Genomic DNA, 18729 nt, shown 5'->3' on the forward strand with positions numbered 1-18729 from the left:
ATGAAAGATTTTAGCAAGATGCGACAAGGACTGGCTTGCGTGGTGATGGCATTGCTTATGATGCTGATTCCGACAGGCGTTTTCGCACAGAACTCTATTTCCGTTTCGGGAGTAGTGATAGACGATACCAACGAGCCGGTTATCGGAGCGGCCGTTATGGTGAAAGGCACCACTGTCGGTGTGATTACCGACATTGATGGCCGTTACACCATCAACGCTCCTGCCGATGGTGTCCTCAGCTTCTCCTACGTGGGATTGAAAAGCAAGGAAGAGAAAGTGAACGGACGTACCACCATTAACGTTGTGATGCACACCGACTCCCAGATGATAGATGAGGTGGTGGTTATCGGTTACGGTACGCAACGCCGTGGTTCGGTAACGGGTGCCGTTGCCGGCGTAAAGGGTAAGGATATGATTCAGACCAAGAACGAAAACCCACAGAATATGTTGACTGGACGTGTGGCAGGTCTTCGTGTATGGCAGAAGAGTTCCGAACCCGGTACGTTCAATAACAGTTTCGATGTGCGTGGTATGGGTACGCCGCTGGTGGTTATCGACGGTATTCCCCGCAGTGTGGAAGAGTTCCAACGCTTGAATGCTCAGGACATCGAGGACATCTCCGTATTGAAAGATGCCTCTGCTGCCATCTACGGTGTGCGTGCCGCCAACGGTGTGGTACTGGTGACCACCAAGAAGGGAGCGGCCGGCAAGACCGAATTCTCTTACAACGGTTCTTACACCTTCCAGCAACCCTCGCGTATGCCTGAGTTGTGTAATCCTTTTGAATCAATGACGCTCTTCAACGAAATGTCTATGAACAACATCAACGGTGGTTCGTGGGTATTCGGCGAAGATGCCTTCGAGGCATACCGCAACGGCACACGTCGTACGACGGACTGGAACGACCTGATTATCTCCAACGTGGCTCCTCAGACACAACACGACATCAGCATCTCCGGTGGTACCGAAAAGACGAAGTTCTACATCAGCATGGGTTACTTCTATCAGGAAGGCATCTTCCGTTCCGGCGACTTGAATTACAACAAGTTCAACTTGCGTTCCAATATCTCCACCGAGATTACCAAGGGTATCAAGTTCGAACTGGGTGTGAGTGCTGTTTCCGACGAACGTAATACGCCTTTCTCAAGTGCGCAGGACATCATTCGCAACTACTGGCGTCAGGGTGTACTCTATCCTGCGTTCGCCGACCTCGAAGGAACGATGTTGAACTACAACGGTCTGGATATGGAACAGAACACCGTGGCTATGATGACGTCCGATGTATCCGGTTACAAGAAGTATAAACAGAAATATTTCCAGTCTTCGGCTACCGTATCAGTAGACTTCGGTGAATATACACCGATATTGAAAGGCTTGACTGCCAAGGCTATGTTCAGCTACGACTACCGTGCCGACAACAACGAGGCTTTCCGCAAAGAGTACTATCAGTATGCTTACGACGAGCAGACCGGTGCTTACAACCAGAAGGTCTACAACGAAAGTTCGCCCAGCAATATGCGTCGCGAGTTTTATGACAAGTCTCAGATGCTGGGTCAGTTTACCGTGAACTACAACCGCACTTTCAACGATGTTCACCACGTAGGCGGTGTCGTTGGTTGGGAAGTCCAGAAGCGCAACGGTGATAACTTCTACGCCATTCGCGACTTGGCATTCTCTATGCCTTATCTGCTGGCGGGAGTGACCGAAGGTCAGATTGGTGCTATGCAGACAGGTGGTGGCGACCTCTACGAACAAGCCAACGAAGCCTTGATAGGTCGTGTCAACTACTCGTTTGCCGACCGCTACCTGCTGGAAGCACAGTTCCGTTACGACGGTTCCAGCAAGTTTGCCAAAGGACATCAATGGGGTTTCTTCCCCTCCGTATCGGCAGGTTGGAGAATTTCCGAAGAACCTTTCTTCAAGAGTATCGATGCTCTGAAATTTGTCAATCAGTTGAAGTTGCGTGCCAGCTATGGTGTACTTGGTGATGACGGTGACTTGAATTACGACTGGGCGATGGGATATACCTATCCTGCGACAAGTTCCAATATGACTAATGGTGACTATGCTTCTTACTCACCGGGTTATGTCTTCGGCGGCAAATTTATCAGTGCGGCCAGTCCGATGGCGCTGCCCAATGAGGACATCACGTGGTTCAAGTCCAAGACGTTCGATATCGGTTTCGACTTTGAGGCTTGGAACGGTATGCTGGGTGTTTCATTCGACTACTTCAACCGTTTGCGTACCGGTCGTTTTGCCCGTCGTTCCGGTGCCTTGCCTACCGTGGTTGGTGCCACTGCTCCGCGCGAGAATCTGGACAGCGACCGTCAGTTCGGTATGGAATTGGAATTGACACACCGTCATAAGATTGGTCAGGTGGCCTACAACCTGAAAGGTATTGCTACCGTTACCCGTCAGAAGTACCTGACTGCTTCGGAGAAGGGACCTTGGGCGAACTCCTACGACCGCTGGCGCAACGATAACCTGACACACCGTTACCAAGGTGTGCAGTTTGGATATACTTCTGCCGGACGTTATACCAGCTGGAACGATATCTGGAGCTATAACGCTTTCAAGGAACGCGACATTCTGCCGGGCGATTATAAATATGAAGACTGGAACGGTGACGGCGAAATCAACGGCCAAGACGAACATCCATTTGCCTTCGACCAGACTCCGTGGTTGCAATTCAGTTTGAATGCCGGTCTGCAATGGAAGAACTTCGACTTCAATATGTTGTTGCAAGGTTCTGCACTGGGCTCTATGGAATACAAGGAACCGCTGCACGAAATCTGGGGTAAGAACGGTGGTGGCGCATTGACTCAATTCCTCGACCGCTGGCATCCGCTGGATCCGAAAGCCGATCCATACAATCCTGCTACGGTTTGGACTTCCGGTCACTACGCTTACACAGGCCGCTGGGCAAAAAACAATTCAGCCTTCAACCGCGTAAGCACTGCTTACCTCCGCTTGAAGAGCATCGAACTGGGTTACACTTTCCCGAAATTGAAACAGATTCCCAATGCCAGCCTGCGCGTCTATGCCAATGCTTACAACCTGCTCACTTTCACAGGTGTGAAGTTTGTAGACCCTGAACATCCCGATGATGACCTGGGCCGTATGTATCCGTTGAACAAGACCTATACACTGGGCGTTTCGCTCTCATTCTAAATAACCAATGATATAAATCTAAAAAGAACAATAAATATGAAACATAAACTGATATCCGCGATGTTGTGTATGACCCTCGCCACTTCCTGTGTCGATATGGACATTGCACCCAAGAATATCGTGACTTCCGAGTCGTTGCTTTCCAATGAATCGGGAATGGACATCTATATGGCACGTATGTATAGCAATATGCCGTGGGAAGACTTTAAATATATGGCTCAATGGGGATTGAATTTCAGCGGCTGGCTGAATGCTATCGGTATCGAGGGCACCGGCGAAGCTATGAACCGCGATGGTATCTGCCGTGCGTTTACCGGTGAAGACAATGCTTATTGGGGAAGAGCTTTTGAATTGTTGCGCGACGCCAACTACCTGATTGAGAACCTGCCGAAGTACCAAGGTTCCTACGCCGAGATTGCCTACAATCACTATTTGGGTGAAGCTTATTACGTGCGTGCCACGGTCTTCTACGCCATGGCTCGTCGTTTCGGTGGTATCCCTTTGGTGACAAAGGTCATCCAGTACCCCGGGGACGGTAATCTGGAAGTGCCCCGTGCCAGTGAGGAAGAAACTTGGGACCGGATTCTGGAAGATTATGACAAGGCCATCGAACTGATGATGGCTACCAGCCCCAAGAGCGGTTACAGCAACAAGTATGTAGCGTTGGCTTTCAAATCCGAAGCAATGCTCTATGCAGGTAGCGTGGCTAAGTACAACGAAACAGTAACCGGCCGTCTGACCGGTCTGGGTGCCAAGACCGGCGTGCGTGTCATCGGATTTGATGAAGGCCGTTGGCAAGAGGCTTCCAAGAAATACTTTGCCGAGGCTTATAAGGCTGCTTCCGAAGTAATCAAGAGTGGTGTATACTCACTTTACAAGAAGAAATGGGCTGCCAACGACCCGGAAGCACAATACCAGAATATGGTGGATATGTTCTCCGATCTTAACGGTAATCCGGAGAATATCTATGTAAAGGAATACGTCTATCCTACCAGTACCCATGCTTACGACTCTTACAACCTGCCGCGTACTTTCAAGGCTCCGTTGAACTGCGGTGTCTGCCCGACAGCCGACTTTGTAGAGTTGTTCGACGGTTTCGACCGCTATGCCGACGGTACGCTGAAGGTAACAACCGGTAATTCGAACACCGAGGGAAACTATATTATGTATGACGAACCGATGGATTATTACAAGAATGCCGAACCGCGTCTGCGTGCATATGTCATCTTCCCCGGTGATATGTTCAAAGGCAAGGAGATTGAGATTTATGCCGGTGTTTACACAGGTTCTGCACCGATCAAACCGCTCTTTAATGATTATTCGTATGGCTCGGCTACTGTTAAGTACAACCACCTGAGTGCTTATACTGAAAAGCCCAAGACGCTTTATCTGAGTACCGGTGCTAACGACCAGCAGGAAATCGTGACGTTGGCGAATGGCTCTACAATGACGGCTGCCGGCGAAAACGGTCCTTTCTATAATGATGGCGGTAGCGCAATGACCGGTCTGTTGTCTCGTAAATGGTTGAATCCCGATCCTGCATTCGTGCCCCGCGAAGGTAACAGTGCACAGCCTTTCATCTTGATGCGTTATGCCGAAGTATTGTTGAACGCTGCTGAGGCTGCTGTGGAACTCTCGCTGGCAGGTGCTTCCTCACCGGACGGTACCGATATGTTGGGCGTGGCTACGCAGGCAGTCAACGACATTCGCGAACGTGCCGGTGCCAAGTTGCTGGCTTCTTCACTGAACGGTACGGTAAACAGCCGTGACATCGTTCGCAAGGAGCGCCGTAAAGAGTTGGCGTTTGAAAACAAGATCAAGTGGGATTTACGCCGCTGGCGTGTAAACCACTATGAAGGTCGCGACGGATTCTGGGGCGAACAATGCGACAAGGACCGTTTCAGCAATACGACTCGTTATCGTTTCCGTGGTATCTATCCGTTCTACTCGACAGCTACTGGCAAGTGGTTCTTCGATGTTTGCTTCAACTACACTACGGCAGGTGACAAGGACTTCGGTTATACTCCGTTGGACTATTACTTTGAAATCCCGGGCGGTGAGGTATCGAAGAGTAACGTAATCGATCAGCAGCCTAACCGATAAAAACTAATTAGACAATTAAAAACTTAAAAGTATGAGAAAGACAATATTTTATAGCTTATTCAGCACCCTGTTTCTGTTGACCTCGTGCAGTATGTTTGAAATAGACAACTATGATGAGCCTGCCGAAACGATTTGGGGCGAGGTGGTTGATGAAGCCACAGGCAAGCGTGTACTGACCGATCAGGGCAGTGAGGGTATCCGTGTTCGTCTGACCGAATTGAGCTGGGGCGACAACGTACAGCACAATCCCGACTTCTTCTGCATGATGGACGGTACGTTCCGGAATACAAAGATTTTCAAGGGTGAGTACAACGTCCGTGTCGATGGTCCCTTCATTCCCTTGGTACGTGAAAACACGGACGGTACTTTGCTTTACGACGGTTCCGTCAATACGGAAATCAGTGGTACGACGAAGCTGAAATTTGAAGTGCAGCCTTTCCTGAATGTGGAGATTGTGGGTAATCCGCAGGTAAGCAACGGAGTTGTCAAGGCACAGGTACGCGTGACTCGCGGTGTGTCAGATGACATCTTCCGTGAGAAAATCCAGCCGATGGGCAACTGGAAGGACGAATACCTGAACGTAACCGATATACAGCTTTTTGTCAGCTATTCAAGCACCGTGGGCTATCGGGCACGTGACGAACGTTGGTCAAGCAGCATCAACTACGACGGCAAGAGCTTTGAGGAGTTGCTGGGCAAGGAAGTTACCATTCAGTCGAACGGTAGTGTACCCTCGGGGCGCAAGGTGTTTATACGCGCAGCTGCACGTATAAACTACGATACGCCTGTGGGTAGTGGTGTTCGCAGATGGAACTACAGCGAACCGATGGAGGTGCTGATTCCTTAATCAGACAAGCCCGTATAGTAGCGTGTGCCGAAAAGACTGGTACAATAGAGTTTTTTAGATGCGTCTAAAAAATGCGATACAGTGTTTTCGACACACACTTTCTGTCTATGTGAAGCCATTGTTGCAGATAATGGCAAGAGCAAGAATCCAAATTTCATAAAAAAACAGAAATTGATATGAAGCAAAAACATCTTTTGATGAGTCTGGCTATCTTGGCAACGGGCATTCCTGCGAGTGCTCAGACCCGGAATAGTGTGAAAACTACTTTTCAAACCTCACGCGAGTGGAAGCCTGCCATCGACAATAGGGCTGATGCCGTGATGGTGTATGGAGTAGGGGGAAATCCCTCGGACAAGTCACGCAAGCTCTCTTTCGAGGAACGTGTGAAATCCTGGAAAGATCGTGGATATACCATTCATTTTATGACCGGCATTGCCTGGGGCGAATACCAGGACTACTTCACCGGACAGTGGGACGGGAAATGTCATTTGGACGAGGGACAGGTCACGCAGGCCGGAGACACGATATGGCACGGTCATATGGTGCCCTATATCGTACCATCGGAGAATTTTTTAAGTTATCTGAAAGAGAGACATGTGAAGAGGGTAATCGATGCCGGTGTGGACGCCATCTTCATGGAGGAACCTGAATTCTGGGCAAGAGCCGGTTATAGTGAGTCCTTTAAGAAGGAATGGAAAAACTACTATGGCTTCGACTGGAGACCGCAACATGAGTCTCCGGAAAATACTTACTTGTCGAGCAAACTCAAGTATTACTTGTACTATCGTGCGCTGAATGAAGTCTTCACCTTTGCCAAGGAATATGGTAAAAGCAAAGGGATGGACGTGAAGTGCTACGTTCCCACCCACTCGCTGGTGAACTATTCGCAATGGCAGATTGTCAGTCCGGAAGCAAGTCTTGCTTCACTTCCTTGCGTGGACGGTTACATAGCCCAGGTATGGACCGGAACTTCGCGTGAGCCGAATTTCTTTGACGGTCGCAAACGTGAGCGTGTGTTTGAGACTGCCTATCTGGAGTATGGCTCCATGGAGTCGATGACTGCTCCCACCGGTCGTAAGATGTTCTTCCTGACCGACCCTATTGAAGACTGGCCGCGTGACTGGGCAGATTATAAGAAGAATTATCAGGCCACCTTTACGGCACAATTGCTCTATCCCAACATAGCCGATTACGAAGTGATGCCTTGGCCGGAACGTATCTACGAAGGACTATACCGTACAAGTGCCAATAGCGATAAGAAAGAACGCATTCCCTGTTTCTATTCCACACAGATGCAAGTGATGATTAATGCCTTGAACCGTATGCCTCTGACCGATAAGAAACTGACCGGAAGCGAAGGATTCAGCGTACTGATGGCGAATTCCTTGATGTTCCAGCGTTTCCCTACGCACAACGGATATGAAGATCCGCAACTTGCCAACTTCTACGGTCAGGCGTTGCCTTTACTCAAACGGGGCGTGCCCGTCAAGACCGTCCACATTGAGAACCTTGGCTATAAAGAAGCGCTGGCTGACACAAAAGTGTTGCTGATGACTTATGCGAACATGAAACCGCTTGAGTCCGAAGCGCACAGCCGCATTGCCGATTGGGTGAAGAAGGGCGGGGTGCTGATTTACAGTGGGACGGACAACGACCCATTTCAGAATGTAAGAGAATGGTGGAATACCAACGGGCATAACTATGCAACTCCTTCCGCACATCTTTTTGAGCAGATGGGACTCCCTGCCAGACCGGAACAGGGAGAATACAGTTACGGTAAGGGAACCGTATGTATTGTCCGTACCGACCCTAAAGATTATGTCCTGCATGAAGGCGGTGACAAAGATTTTTTGTATCTTGCAGCCCGAATGTACGAGCAGAATGCCAAAGCGGGGAAACTGGAATTCAAAAATAATTTCTATCTGCAAAGGGGGGATTACGACTTGGTTGCTGTGCTTGAAGAGAGCGTGAGCGACGAGCCGTTTACTGTGGAAGGATGTTTGATTGACCTTTTCGACCCTCAATTACCGATATGCACTTCCAAGCGGATAAATCCGGGTGAACAAGCCTTGTTGCTGAATGTGGAGCGCGTGGCCGGTAAGAAGAAGCCTCAGGTTCTGGCTTCGGCAAGTCGGGAAGAACAGGAAGAACGCGGAAAAGGCCGGTACTCCTATGTGGCGAAAAGTCCTGCCGAGACTTCAAACGTATCGCGGGTGCTGTTGCCCCGTTGTCCTAAGAGTGTGACAGTTGACGGCAGAGAAGTATTCGATGCCGAGCGTTGGCATGCAGCAAGCCATACCTATTTGATAGAATTTGAGAATAATCCTGACGGAGTGTCAGTGAAGTTTTGCTGGTAATCTCGGCCCTTTTATTTTTTTAAGTGTAACAACATAAACAATTACTTTATATAACCAATATGAGAAAAAAGCTTTTATACACCTTGTTGGCATCATGCCTTTTTGCATGCAGTGACAAGGGTACGTCTTACGACGTCATAAAGAACGACTTGAGAGCACCTGCCTACCCGCTTGTAACTATCGACCCTTATGCCAGTGCATGGTCTATGAGTGACAACCTTTACGACAGCCCCGTGCGGCATTGGACGGGTAAGGATTTCCCGCTGGTTGGCGTGTTGAAGGTGGACGGTGTTTCCTACCGTTTCATGGGAACCGAGGAATTGGAGATGAATGCCATCGTTCCTACCTCGCAGCAAGGGGACTGGACGGGCCGGTATACCACGGAGAAGCCTGCGGGCGATTGGACTTCTGCCGTTTACGACGATTCCAAATGGAAGTCGGACCGCGGTGCCTTTGGTACTAAAGAAAATGAGCCTACGGCCAAGACTCAATGGGGAACCCGCAATATCTGGGTGCGCCGTACGGTAACTATCGACCATGATTTGGCCGGTATTCCTGTCTATCTGGAATTCTCCAACGATGACGATGCCGTGTTCTATATCAACGGAGTGAAGATATACAGTACCGGAACCACATGCAACAAGAACAAAGTTGTGAAACTTCCCGATGAGGCTTTAGCAGCCTTGAAGCAAGGGGATAACATCATTGCCGCGGAATGTATCAATCCTGTTGGTAACGGCTTGCTCGACTTCGGCCTGCAGATTCCGAAACATCTGGAAACCGTGTTTGGCAAAACTGCCGTGCAGACCTCTGCCGACGTGCAGCCCATGCAGACACACTACGCTTTTACTTGTGGTGATGTCGACCTGAAAGTCACCTTTACGGCACCTCTCTTCATGGAAGACCTGAAGCTGCTGAGCCGTCCCGTGAATTACCTTACTTATAGTGTTGCTGCCCGTGACGGCAAGGAACATGAGGTGGAGGTGTATTTTGAGGCTTCTCCGCGCTGGGCGCTCGACCAACCTTACCAGCAATCAGCAAGCAAGGGATATGAAGCAGACGGACTGCTCTACCTGAAGAGTGGAAGCAAGGAACAGGACATCCTGGCAAAGCAGGGTGATGACCTCCGCATTGACTGGGGATATTTCTACATGGTTGCCGGCAAGGAAAACACTGCATACAGTGTCGGCAACAGTACCGAACTGCGCAAGAACTTCGTGAACGGAACCATGAACTCAGCTTCGCTCGAGGGAGAGGATAGCAATGGAAACATGGCTTTGGTGCGTAGCTATGGCAAAGTGAAGAATATCACCGACAAGATAATGCTTGGATATGACGACATTTATTCCATCCAATACTTCGGTACAAACTTGCGTCCTTACTGGAACTCGAAAGGCGACCGCACCATCGAGGCGGAAATGCTGGCTGCCTACAATGAGTATGACAAATTGCTGGCACGTTGCTATGCCTTCGATAAGAAGTTGATGGAAGATGCTTCGGCGGCAGGAGGCAAGGAATATGCCGACCTTTGCGCGTTGGCCTACCGTCAGTCCATTGCCGCCCACAAACTGGTGGAAGCCCCCAACGGTGACCTGTTGTGGCTGTCGAAGGAGAACAACAGCAACGGCTGTATCAACACCGTAGACCTGACTTACCCCTCGGCTCCCCTTTATCTGATTTATAATCCTGAACTGGAGAAAGGCATGATGAACGGTATCTTCCATTATAGTGAAAGCGGTAAATGGACCAAGCCCTTCGCTGCCCATGATTTGGGAACTTATCCTCTTGCCAACGGGCAGGTATACGGAGGCGACATGCCGGTGGAAGAGAGTGGAAATATGCTGATTCTTACGGCTGCCATTGCTGCTGTAGAAGGCAATGCCGACTATGCTGCCAAGCATTGGGAAGTTCTCACCACCTGGACTGATTATCTGGTGGAAAAGGGACTCGACCCTGAAAACCAACTCTGTACCGATGACTTTGCCGGACACTTTGCCCATAACACCAATCTCTCCATCAAGGCAATTCTAGGAGTAGCCTCTTATGGCCGGTTGGCCGAAATGCTCGGCAAGAAGGATGTTGCCGAAAGCTATACGATGAAGGCCCGCAAGATGGCAGCCGAATGGGGGCGCATGGCCAACGACGGTGACCATTATCGTCTGACCTTTGACAAGCCGGGCACCTGGAGCCAGAAGTACAATTTGGTTTGGGACAAATTGCTCGGATTGAACATCTTCGACAGCAAAATTGCAGAAATGGAGATACCTTATTACCTGACCAAGCAGAATATCTATGGTTTGCCCCTGGACAGTCGTGAGACTTACACCAAGACCGACTGGATCATGTGGACTGCCACTATGGCTCCTGACTTGGCCACTTTCCGTGAATTCATCGTTCCTATGCATAAGTTCATGAACGAAACGATAGACCGCGTTCCTATGTCCGACTGGGTGTTTACCGACAAGCCCAACTGGCGTGGTTTCAAGGCGCGTTCGGTAGTAGGGGGATATTACATGAAGATGCTTGAGGCTAAATTGATGCAGAAATAACAATGATAAAACTTATGTATATGAAACGATTTTTTGCATGGGGAGCCGCTTTCCTACTTGCAGGAGGCATGCAGGCGGCTTCACTGCCGGATGACGGAGAGAATACTCCGGTTGACTATGTCAGCACTTTGGTGGGAACACAGTCCAAACATGCTCTTTCTACCGGAAACACGTATCCGGCTGTAGCTATGCCTTGGGGTATGAATTTCTGGACTCCGCAGACCGGAACCATGGGCGACGGATGGGCCTATACTTACGATGCCGACAAGATTCGCGGCTTCAAGCAGACACATCAGCCCAGTCCGTGGATTAACGACTACGGGCAGTTTGCCATCATGCCCGTCACCGGAAAGGTGGCTTTCGACCAGGACGAGCGTGCCAGTTGGTTTTCTCACAAAGCCGAGACTGCCACTCCTTATTATTATAAGGTATATCTTGCCGACCATGACGTGACAACAGAGTTTGCTCCTACCGAGCGTGCCGCTGCTTTCCGCTTTACTTTCCCTGAAACGGAAGAAGCCTATGTGGTGGTCGATGCCATGGACAATGGTTCTTTTGTGAAAATCATTCCGGCTGAACAGAAAATCATAGGCTACACCACCAAGAACAGTGGTGGCGTGCCTGAAAACTTCAAGAACTACTTTGTATTGCAGTTCGATAAGCCTTTTACTTATACTGCTGCCGTGAAGGATGGAAAGATTGACTCCCGCACCACCGAGGCAGGCGCCAATCATGCCGGTGGCATCATCGGTTTCCACACCAGCCGTGGCGAGCAGGTGAATGTACGTGTGGCTTCTTCATTCATCAGTCACGAGCAGGCCGAGCTGAACTTGAAGGAACTGGGCGGCCGGACGCTTGAGGAGGTGGCGAAGGCCGGGCGTGACGAGTGGAACCGTGTGCTGGGCCGCATTGAAGTGCAGGATGCCGACCTTGACCGTCTGCGTACTTTTTACTCTTGTTTCTACCGTTCGGTACTTTTCCCGCGCAGTTTCTATGAGATAGATGCGCAAGGTCAGGTAATGCATTATAGCCCTTACAATGGCGAGGTGTTGCCCGGATATATGTTTACCGACACCGGTTTCTGGGATACTTTCCGTTGTCTTTTCCCCTTCCTCAACCTGATGTATCCGTCCATGAATGCCAAGATGCAGGAAGGATTGGCCAACACTTACAAAGAGAGTGGTTTCTTGCCCGAATGGGCCAGTCCGGGACACCGTGGCTGCATGGTGGGCAACAATTCCGCCTCTGTGGTGGCGGATGCCTGGCTGAAAGGGCTACGTGGCTACGACATCGAGACATTATGGGAAGCTGTGAAGAGCGGTACGGAGAATGTGCATCCCAATGTTCCCTCTACCGGACGCTTGGGACATGAATATTACAACAAGCTGGGTTATGTGCCCTATAATGTGGGTATCAACGAAAATGTAGCCCGTACGCTGGAGTATGCCTATGACGATTGGTGCATCTACCAGTTGGGACTTTCGCTTGGCAAGTCGAAGAAAGAACTGGCCCCTTTTGCGAAACGCGCGCTGAACTACCGGAATCTTTTCGACCCTGCCTGCAAGCTGATGCGCGGCAAGAATGAAGACGGTACGTTCCAATCGCCGTTCAACCCTTTGAAGTGGGGTGATGCCTTCACCGAAGGAAACAGCTGGCACTATTCGTGGTCGGTTTTCCACGATCCGCAAGGACTCATTGATCTGATGGGAGGCAAGGATTCCTTCAACCAAATGATGGATTCCGTGTTTGTGTTGCCGCCTGTGTTCGACGAAAGCTATTATGGCAGTGTCATCCACGAAATCCGGGAGATGCAGATTATGAACATGGGCAATTACGCTCACGGCAACCAGCCCATACAGCACATGATTTACCTCTATAACTATTCCTCCCAGCCGTGGAAGGCGCAGTACTGGCTGCGTGAGGTTATGGAGCGCATGTACAATGCCAATCCCGACGGCTATTGCGGTGATGAGGATAACGGTCAGACATCTGCTTGGTACGTGTTTTCTGCTTTGGGATTCTATCCCGTCTGTCCGGGTACAGACCAGTATGTGCTGGGTGCTCCTCTTTTCCGTTCTGTGCGTCTGCACTTGGAAAATGGTAAGACTGTGGCGATTGAAGCTCCTGAGAATAGTCGTGCCAACCGCTACGTGCAGAAACTCACAGTGGACGGTGTTGACTATACACGCAACTATCTGACACATGAGCAACTGATGAACGGTTCCTCACTGCGCTTCACTATGGACAATGTGCCCAACAAACAGCGTGGGGCAGGAGAGGAGGATGCTCCTTACTCCTTCTCGAAAACACTTAAACAGAAGAAGTGATTTCAAAGCCAAAACCATAGCAATTAATGATGAGGGTGTGCCGAATGTCTGACGGAGTAATAGCTGAAAACATTCTGACACCTCTCTCTCTTGCGATAAATCATTGTTTGAAAACCCTATTTACCATGAAACTTAAGAAACTTACTATTTACTGTTTGGCATTGTTTTGTGCCTTTTCTTCTCTTTACGCGCAATCTGGCAAGGAAGTTCAAAAGAAACGTAGCGGCAATCCGGTTTTCCCCGGTTGGTATGCCGACCCTGAGGGGGTAGTGCTGGACGGGAAATTCTGGATTTATCCTACATATTCCGCTCCTTATGATGAACAGACTTTTATGGATGCTTATTCTTCGCCCGACTTGGTGCATTGGACCAAGCATCCACGTGTGCTTTCAAAGGAAAATATCCCATGGCTGCGCCGTGCTTTGTGGGCGCCGGCTGTCATCGAGGCCAATGACCGCTATTATCTTTTCTTCGGAGGAAACGACATACAGAACAACTCTGAGATTGGCGGTATCGGGGTGGCTGTGGCAGACAATCCGGCAGGCCCTTTCAAAGATGTGCTGGGCAAACCCTTGATTGATAAGATTGTGAATGGCGCACAGCCCATCGACCAGTTTGTGTTCCGCGATGACGACGGCACTTGCTATATGTATTATGGAGGATGGGGGCATTGCAACATCGTGAAATTGTCTCCCGATTTACTTGGCGTCGTTCCTTTTGATGATGGTACAGTCTATAAAGAAGTGACTCCTCAAGACTATGTGGAAGGCCCTTTCATGTTGAAACGTAACGGAAAGTATTACTTCATGTGGTCGGAAGGCGGTTGGGGAAGTCCCGACTACCGTGTGGCCTATGCCATTGCCGACTCTCCTTTCGGACCGTTCCATCGCGAAGGGACAATTCTTCAGCAAGATGCCGATGTAGCCACCGGTGCCGGACATCATTCTGTGGTGCGTGGAAAAGGCAAGGATGAATGGTACATCATTTACCACCGTCGCCCGTTGGGAGAGACGGCTGCAAACAGCCGTGCCACCTGCATTGACCGGATGTACTTTGACAAAAATGGAAAGATAAAACCGGTACGTATGACTTTCGAGGGAGTGAAAGCTACCAAAACTCCACTTGACTAATAGCAATTTTCAATTCAAATTAATATGAAGAAATATTTTTGGGGGTGAGTTGATATTGAAGTTGGTTAATGGAGGGAAGGTGGATTTATTGGATAGCATCGATTAAGATATGACATGAAGAACTTATATGTGGTTCGAATAAATAGAAAACTTGAAATAAAATGAAACGTATTGCTTTTTTGGATTATGTGCGCGTGTTTGCGTGTTTTTTGGTAATGCTGGTTCATGCCAGCGAGAATTTTTATGGAGCTGCCGGCTCTACGGACATGGCAGGACCGCAGTCCTTCCTTCAGAATGAGGCGGATAGATTGTGGGTATCAGTTTACGATGGCTTCTCCCGTATGTCCGTGCCTCTGTTCATGATTGTTTCGGCCTATCTGCTTGCACCGATGAAGAAAGGACAGAGTTGTTGGCAGTTTTATCGTAAACGTTTCCTGCGTATCATGCCGCCGTTCATCTTTTTTATGGTGCTGTACAGCACGTTGCCCATGTTGTGGGGGCAGATAGACGGAGAACAATCCCTGAACGACCTTTCACGTATCTGGCTGAACTTTCCTGCGCTTGCCGGGCACTTCTGGTTCATGTATCCGTTGATAAGCCTTTATCTGTTCATTCCGGTCATCTCACCGTGGCTGGAGAAGGTCTCGGCCAAGGAAGAACGTTTCTTCATCGGACTGTTCCTGGTTTCTACTTGTATACCTTTCCTCAACCGTTGGTTTGGCGAGGTGTGGGGACAGTGCTTCTGGAACGAATATCACATGTTATGGTATTTTTCGGGTTATTTGGGCTACCTTGTGCTGGCACATTATATCCGCGTGCATCTTGCCTGGGGGCGTTCCTTGCGTCTGAGGGTCGGTTTCCTGCTCATGCTGGCGGGCGCGGTGGCCACCATGTGGTCGTTCTATGTCCAGGCTGTTCCGGGAGTGGTTCATTCTACGCCGGTCATTGAGGTGGGATGGGCTTTCTGTACACTTAATTGCGTGGCGTTGACGGCAGGTACGTTTCTGTTGTTCAGCTGTATCGGCATTCCGCAGCCTCCGCGCATCATTGCCGAAATGTCGAAACTCAGCTACGGCATGTTCCTTATGCACATTTTCTGGCTCGGCTTGTGGGTGTCGGTGTTTAAGTCTGCATTGGGCTTGCCCACTGTAGCTGCCATTCCGGTTATAGCGATATGTACGTTTATCAGTTGTTTCGTGGCAACCAAGCTCATTTCGTTGATACCGGGCAGTAAGTGGATTATCGGGTAAGGATCTTGATTGCCAGGATTATGTGTGAATAGATTACTCATTCTTTTATTTCTTTCTTTCGGTTTGTCGGCTGGCTCCCGTACGGAAAAAGGTTGGAGGTGAAGGCTCAAGAACTGTCAATTGCCTGCCTCCAATTCCACAGCTAGCGGCTGCAGTGCTACTGCATAACGGCTGCAGTGCCACTGCATAGCGGTTGCAGTGCCACTGCATAGCAGTTGCAGCGCCACTGCATAACGGTTGCAGCGCCACTGCAAAATGGATGCATTGTTTTTGCAGTGCTTATCTGTTGATTCATACATGGTTATGCTAAAAGGAAGAAATCTGCGATTAAAGACCGAAGCGCAGTCAAAAGAAGGCAGGAGCGTCTATGGAGTGTGATAGTGCGAAGAAAGGAGGTTTCACCGCAAAAGCCGATGAATAGGAGGATTGAGGAAGAAGGTGAAGGTGATGGAGGATGAAAATACTCTCTCTTTAGCTGAAAAACTGTGTATTCTGCTTGAAAACGTGTACTTTTGCAAACTGTATGAATGAATGGCAGAATATGAACAAATCCGAAAAACGAGTATTAGTGGGAATGAGCGGAGGTATAGACAGTACCGCCACTTGCCTGATATTGAGGGAACAGGGCTATGAAATAGTCGGTCTCACTATGTGGGTGTGGGGAGACGAACCGGTAGAAGCCCGCAACCTTGCCGACAGTATGGGAATTGAACACCATGTGGCGGATGAGCGTGAGGCTTTCCGGCAGATTATCGTTCAGAACTTTATCGATGAGTATCGTCGGGGGCGTACTCCCAATCCTTGTGTGATGTGCAATCCGTTATTCAAGTTCCGTATCCTGGTGGAATGGGCCGACAAGCTGGGATGTACATTCATTGCTACCGGACACTACACCCGTCTGGAGGAACGGAACGGGAAGGTTTACATTGTTGCCGGGGATGATGACAAGAAAGACCAGTCCTATTTCCTGTGGCGACTGGGGCAGGAGGTGTTGAAACGGTGTGTCTTCCCGTTGGGAGCGTTCACCAAATTGCAGGTTCGCGAGTATCTTCGTGATAAAGGATATACGCTCAAGGCCGAAGAAGGGGAAAGCATGGAAGTCTGCTTCATCAAAGGAGATTACCGCGACTTCTTGCGCGAGCACTCTCCGGAGATAGACACTGAGGTGGGACCGGGCTGGTTTGTCAATTCGGAAGGTGTCAAACTGGGCGAGCACAAAGGATTCCCTTACTACACTATCGGACAGAGGAAAGGCTTGGAGATAGCTTTGGGCAAACCCGCTTATGTGCTGAAAATCAATCCGCAGAAGAATACCGTGATGCTGGGCGACGCGGAACAATTGAAGACCGGATATATGCTGGCCGAACAAGAGAACCTGACGGATGAAGACGAATTCTTTAGCTCAGAAGAACTCACCGTGCGCATCCGATATCGCAGCAAACCTATTCCTTGCACCGTGAAGCGTCTGGAGGACGGGCGTCTGCTGGTGCACTTCTTGTCCGAAGCTTCTGCCATTGCTCCGGGACAGTCTGCCGTGTTTTATGTCGGCCGGCGTGTAGTCGGCGGCTCATTCATAGCTTCCCAACGGGGCATCGGAATGTATATTGCAGAAAATAATAAAAACACTGATATATGAGAAAAACCTTTTTCCTTCTACTTTTTACTTTGGCTGTTGTAAGTGCATCGGCCCAACAAGACACATTGAAGTATCGCATCAGTCTGACGGACAAGGCTGCCACTGCATTTTCGCTGGAGCATCCGGAAGCATTCCTTTCTGAAAAGGCCATCGAGCGTCGTCGCAAGCAGCATCTTCCGATAGATTCTACGGATTTGCCGGTGTGCCGTAAGTATATAGACGAAATCCGGCGTCAGGGTGTAAATATAGTGGTTACCGGTAAATGGGAGAACTTTGTTACGGTTTCATGCAACGACTCCTCTTTGATAGACCGCATTGCCGCGCTTCCTTTTGTGCGTACTGCGGAAAAGGTCTGGATGGCTCCCGAAGGTGACGGGCCGATGATGTCGACTCATCGTGATTCTTTGATAAACCGGCCGACTATGTATCCGGACAGTGTGTATGGGCCGGCCATTAATCAGATACAGTTGAGCAACGGTGATAAATTACATCGTGAAGGTTTCAAGGGACAAGGCATGACGATTGCCGTTATCGACGCTGGTTTCCACAATGCCGACAAGATAACCGCCATGCAGAACATCCGTGTCTTGGGAACCAAAGACTTTGTAAATCCGCAGGCGGATATTTTCGCCGAGAGCAGCCACGGCATGATGGTGCTGTCTTGTATCGGCATGAACAGGCCCGGCATCATGACCGGTACGGCACCCGAAGCCTCCTTTTGGTTGCTGCGCAGCGAAGATGAGTATTCCGAGCATCTGGTGGAGCAGGATTATTGGGCCGCAGCGGTAGAGTTTGCCGACAGTGTGGGGGCGGATGTTCTCAATACCTCATTGGGCTATTATACTTTTGACGACAAATCAAAAGATTATAAGTTCCGTGATTTGAACGGACGGCATGCACTGATGTCCCGTCAGGCTTCGCGTGTGGCAGACAAAGGAATGGTGCTGGTATGCAGTGCCGGTAATTCCGGCATGGGTTCGTGGAAGAAAATCACGCCTCCGGGTGATGCCGACAATGTGCTGACCGTGGGTGCTATTGACAAGGAAGGTGTGTTGGCTCCTTTCTCGTCTATCGGGAATACGGCAGACCATCGGATAAAACCGGATATTATGGCTGTCGGTCTGGGGGCTGATGTCATACGTACGGACGGCAATCAGGGAAAGGCAAACGGCACGTCGTTCTCTTCTCCCATCATGTGTGGCATGGTGACCTGTTTATGGCAGGCTTGTCCCGAACTCACGGCGAAGGAAGTGATAGAACTGGTACGACGTTCCGGTGACCGTACGGACTATCCTGATAATATCTACGGTTATGGTGTGCCTGACATGTGGAAAGCGTATAAAAGCCATAAGCAGTGAG

General features: G+C 49.7%; 10 protein-coding genes. All 10 read left to right on the forward strand.

What is annotated here, in order from left to right:
* The 10 genes from E5355_RS10560 (at nt 1) to E5355_RS10605 (ending at nt 18728) form a co-directional block, all read left to right on the forward strand.
* Entirely contained in the window at nt 1-3171 is a 3171-nt protein-coding gene (locus E5355_RS10560; RefSeq protein ID WP_136010339.1) for a SusC/RagA family TonB-linked outer membrane protein, read from the forward strand.
* 36 nt (nt 3172-3207) lie between these two features.
* The gene (locus E5355_RS10565) at nt 3208-5274 is read left to right on the forward strand and encodes a RagB/SusD family nutrient uptake outer membrane protein (protein ID WP_136010340.1); all 2067 of its coding nucleotides are present in this window, start codon (nt 3208-3210) and stop codon (nt 5272-5274) included.
* Between the two features lie 31 nt (nt 5275-5305).
* Nucleotides 5306-6121 (forward strand): DUF3823 domain-containing protein, encoded by an 816-nt coding sequence (locus E5355_RS10570; protein WP_136010341.1) that lies wholly within the window; start codon nt 5306-5308, stop codon nt 6119-6121.
* A 176-nt stretch (nt 6122-6297) separates the two neighbouring features.
* Nucleotides 6298-8478 carry a hypothetical protein gene (locus E5355_RS10575; RefSeq protein WP_136010342.1) on the forward strand — a complete coding sequence of 727 codons (2181 nt, stop codon included), beginning with the start codon at nt 6298-6300 and terminating at the stop codon, nt 8476-8478.
* A gap of 59 nt (nt 8479-8537) precedes the next feature.
* Nucleotides 8538-11027 carry a glutaminase domain-containing protein gene (locus E5355_RS10580; RefSeq protein WP_136010343.1) on the forward strand — a complete coding sequence of 830 codons (2490 nt, stop codon included), beginning with the start codon at nt 8538-8540 and terminating at the stop codon, nt 11025-11027.
* A gap of 68 nt (nt 11028-11095) precedes the next feature.
* The gene (locus tag E5355_RS10585) at nt 11096-13354 is read left to right on the forward strand and encodes a GH92 family glycosyl hydrolase (protein WP_246866929.1); all 2259 of its coding nucleotides are present in this window, start codon (nt 11096-11098) and stop codon (nt 13352-13354) included.
* Nucleotides 13355-13479: 125 nt separating this feature from the next.
* Nucleotides 13480-14484, forward strand: a complete 1005-nt coding sequence (locus E5355_RS10590; RefSeq protein WP_136010344.1) for a glycoside hydrolase family 43 protein — start codon at nt 13480-13482, stop codon at nt 14482-14484.
* 161 nt (nt 14485-14645) lie between these two features.
* The gene (locus E5355_RS10595; protein ID WP_136010345.1) at nt 14646-15734 is read left to right on the forward strand and encodes an acyltransferase; all 1089 of its coding nucleotides are present in this window, start codon (nt 14646-14648) and stop codon (nt 15732-15734) included.
* A gap of 541 nt (nt 15735-16275) precedes the next feature.
* The gene (mnmA, locus tag E5355_RS10600) at nt 16276-17370 is read left to right on the forward strand and encodes a tRNA 2-thiouridine(34) synthase MnmA (protein ID WP_136010346.1); all 1095 of its coding nucleotides are present in this window, start codon (nt 16276-16278) and stop codon (nt 17368-17370) included.
* Nucleotides 17367-18728 carry a S8 family peptidase gene (locus tag E5355_RS10605; RefSeq protein ID WP_136010347.1) on the forward strand — a complete coding sequence of 454 codons (1362 nt, stop codon included), beginning with the start codon at nt 17367-17369 and terminating at the stop codon, nt 18726-18728. Before mnmA ends, E5355_RS10605 begins: the two co-directional genes overlap by 4 nt.
* Nucleotide 18729: the final 1 nt, after the last annotated feature.

Source organism: Bacteroides muris (ex Afrizal et al. 2022) (assembly GCF_004793475.1).
Lineage (GTDB): Bacteria > Bacteroidota > Bacteroidia > Bacteroidales > Bacteroidaceae > Bacteroides > Bacteroides muris.

What these genes read in the sequence shown, in the direction of transcription:
- E5355_RS10560 (WP_136010339.1), top strand. Translation starts at nt 1, where the DNA reads ATGAAAGATTTTAGCAAGATGCGACAAGGACTGGCTTGCGTGGTGATG.
- E5355_RS10565 (WP_136010340.1), top strand. Translation starts at nt 3,208, where the DNA reads ATGAAACATAAACTGATATCCGCGATGTTGTGTATGACCCTCGCCACT.
- E5355_RS10570 (WP_136010341.1), top strand. Translation starts at nt 5,306, where the DNA reads ATGAGAAAGACAATATTTTATAGCTTATTCAGCACCCTGTTTCTGTTG.
- E5355_RS10575 (WP_136010342.1), top strand. Translation starts at nt 6,298, where the DNA reads ATGAAGCAAAAACATCTTTTGATGAGTCTGGCTATCTTGGCAACGGGC.
- E5355_RS10580 (WP_136010343.1), top strand. Translation starts at nt 8,538, where the DNA reads ATGAGAAAAAAGCTTTTATACACCTTGTTGGCATCATGCCTTTTTGCA.
- E5355_RS10585 (WP_246866929.1), top strand. Translation starts at nt 11,096, where the DNA reads ATGCAGGCGGCTTCACTGCCGGATGACGGAGAGAATACTCCGGTTGAC.
- E5355_RS10590 (WP_136010344.1), top strand. Translation starts at nt 13,480, where the DNA reads ATGAAACTTAAGAAACTTACTATTTACTGTTTGGCATTGTTTTGTGCC.
- E5355_RS10595 (WP_136010345.1), top strand. Translation starts at nt 14,646, where the DNA reads ATGAAACGTATTGCTTTTTTGGATTATGTGCGCGTGTTTGCGTGTTTT.
- mnmA (WP_136010346.1), top strand. Translation starts at nt 16,276, where the DNA reads ATGAACAAATCCGAAAAACGAGTATTAGTGGGAATGAGCGGAGGTATA.
- E5355_RS10605 (WP_136010347.1), top strand. Translation starts at nt 17,367, where the DNA reads ATGAGAAAAACCTTTTTCCTTCTACTTTTTACTTTGGCTGTTGTAAGT.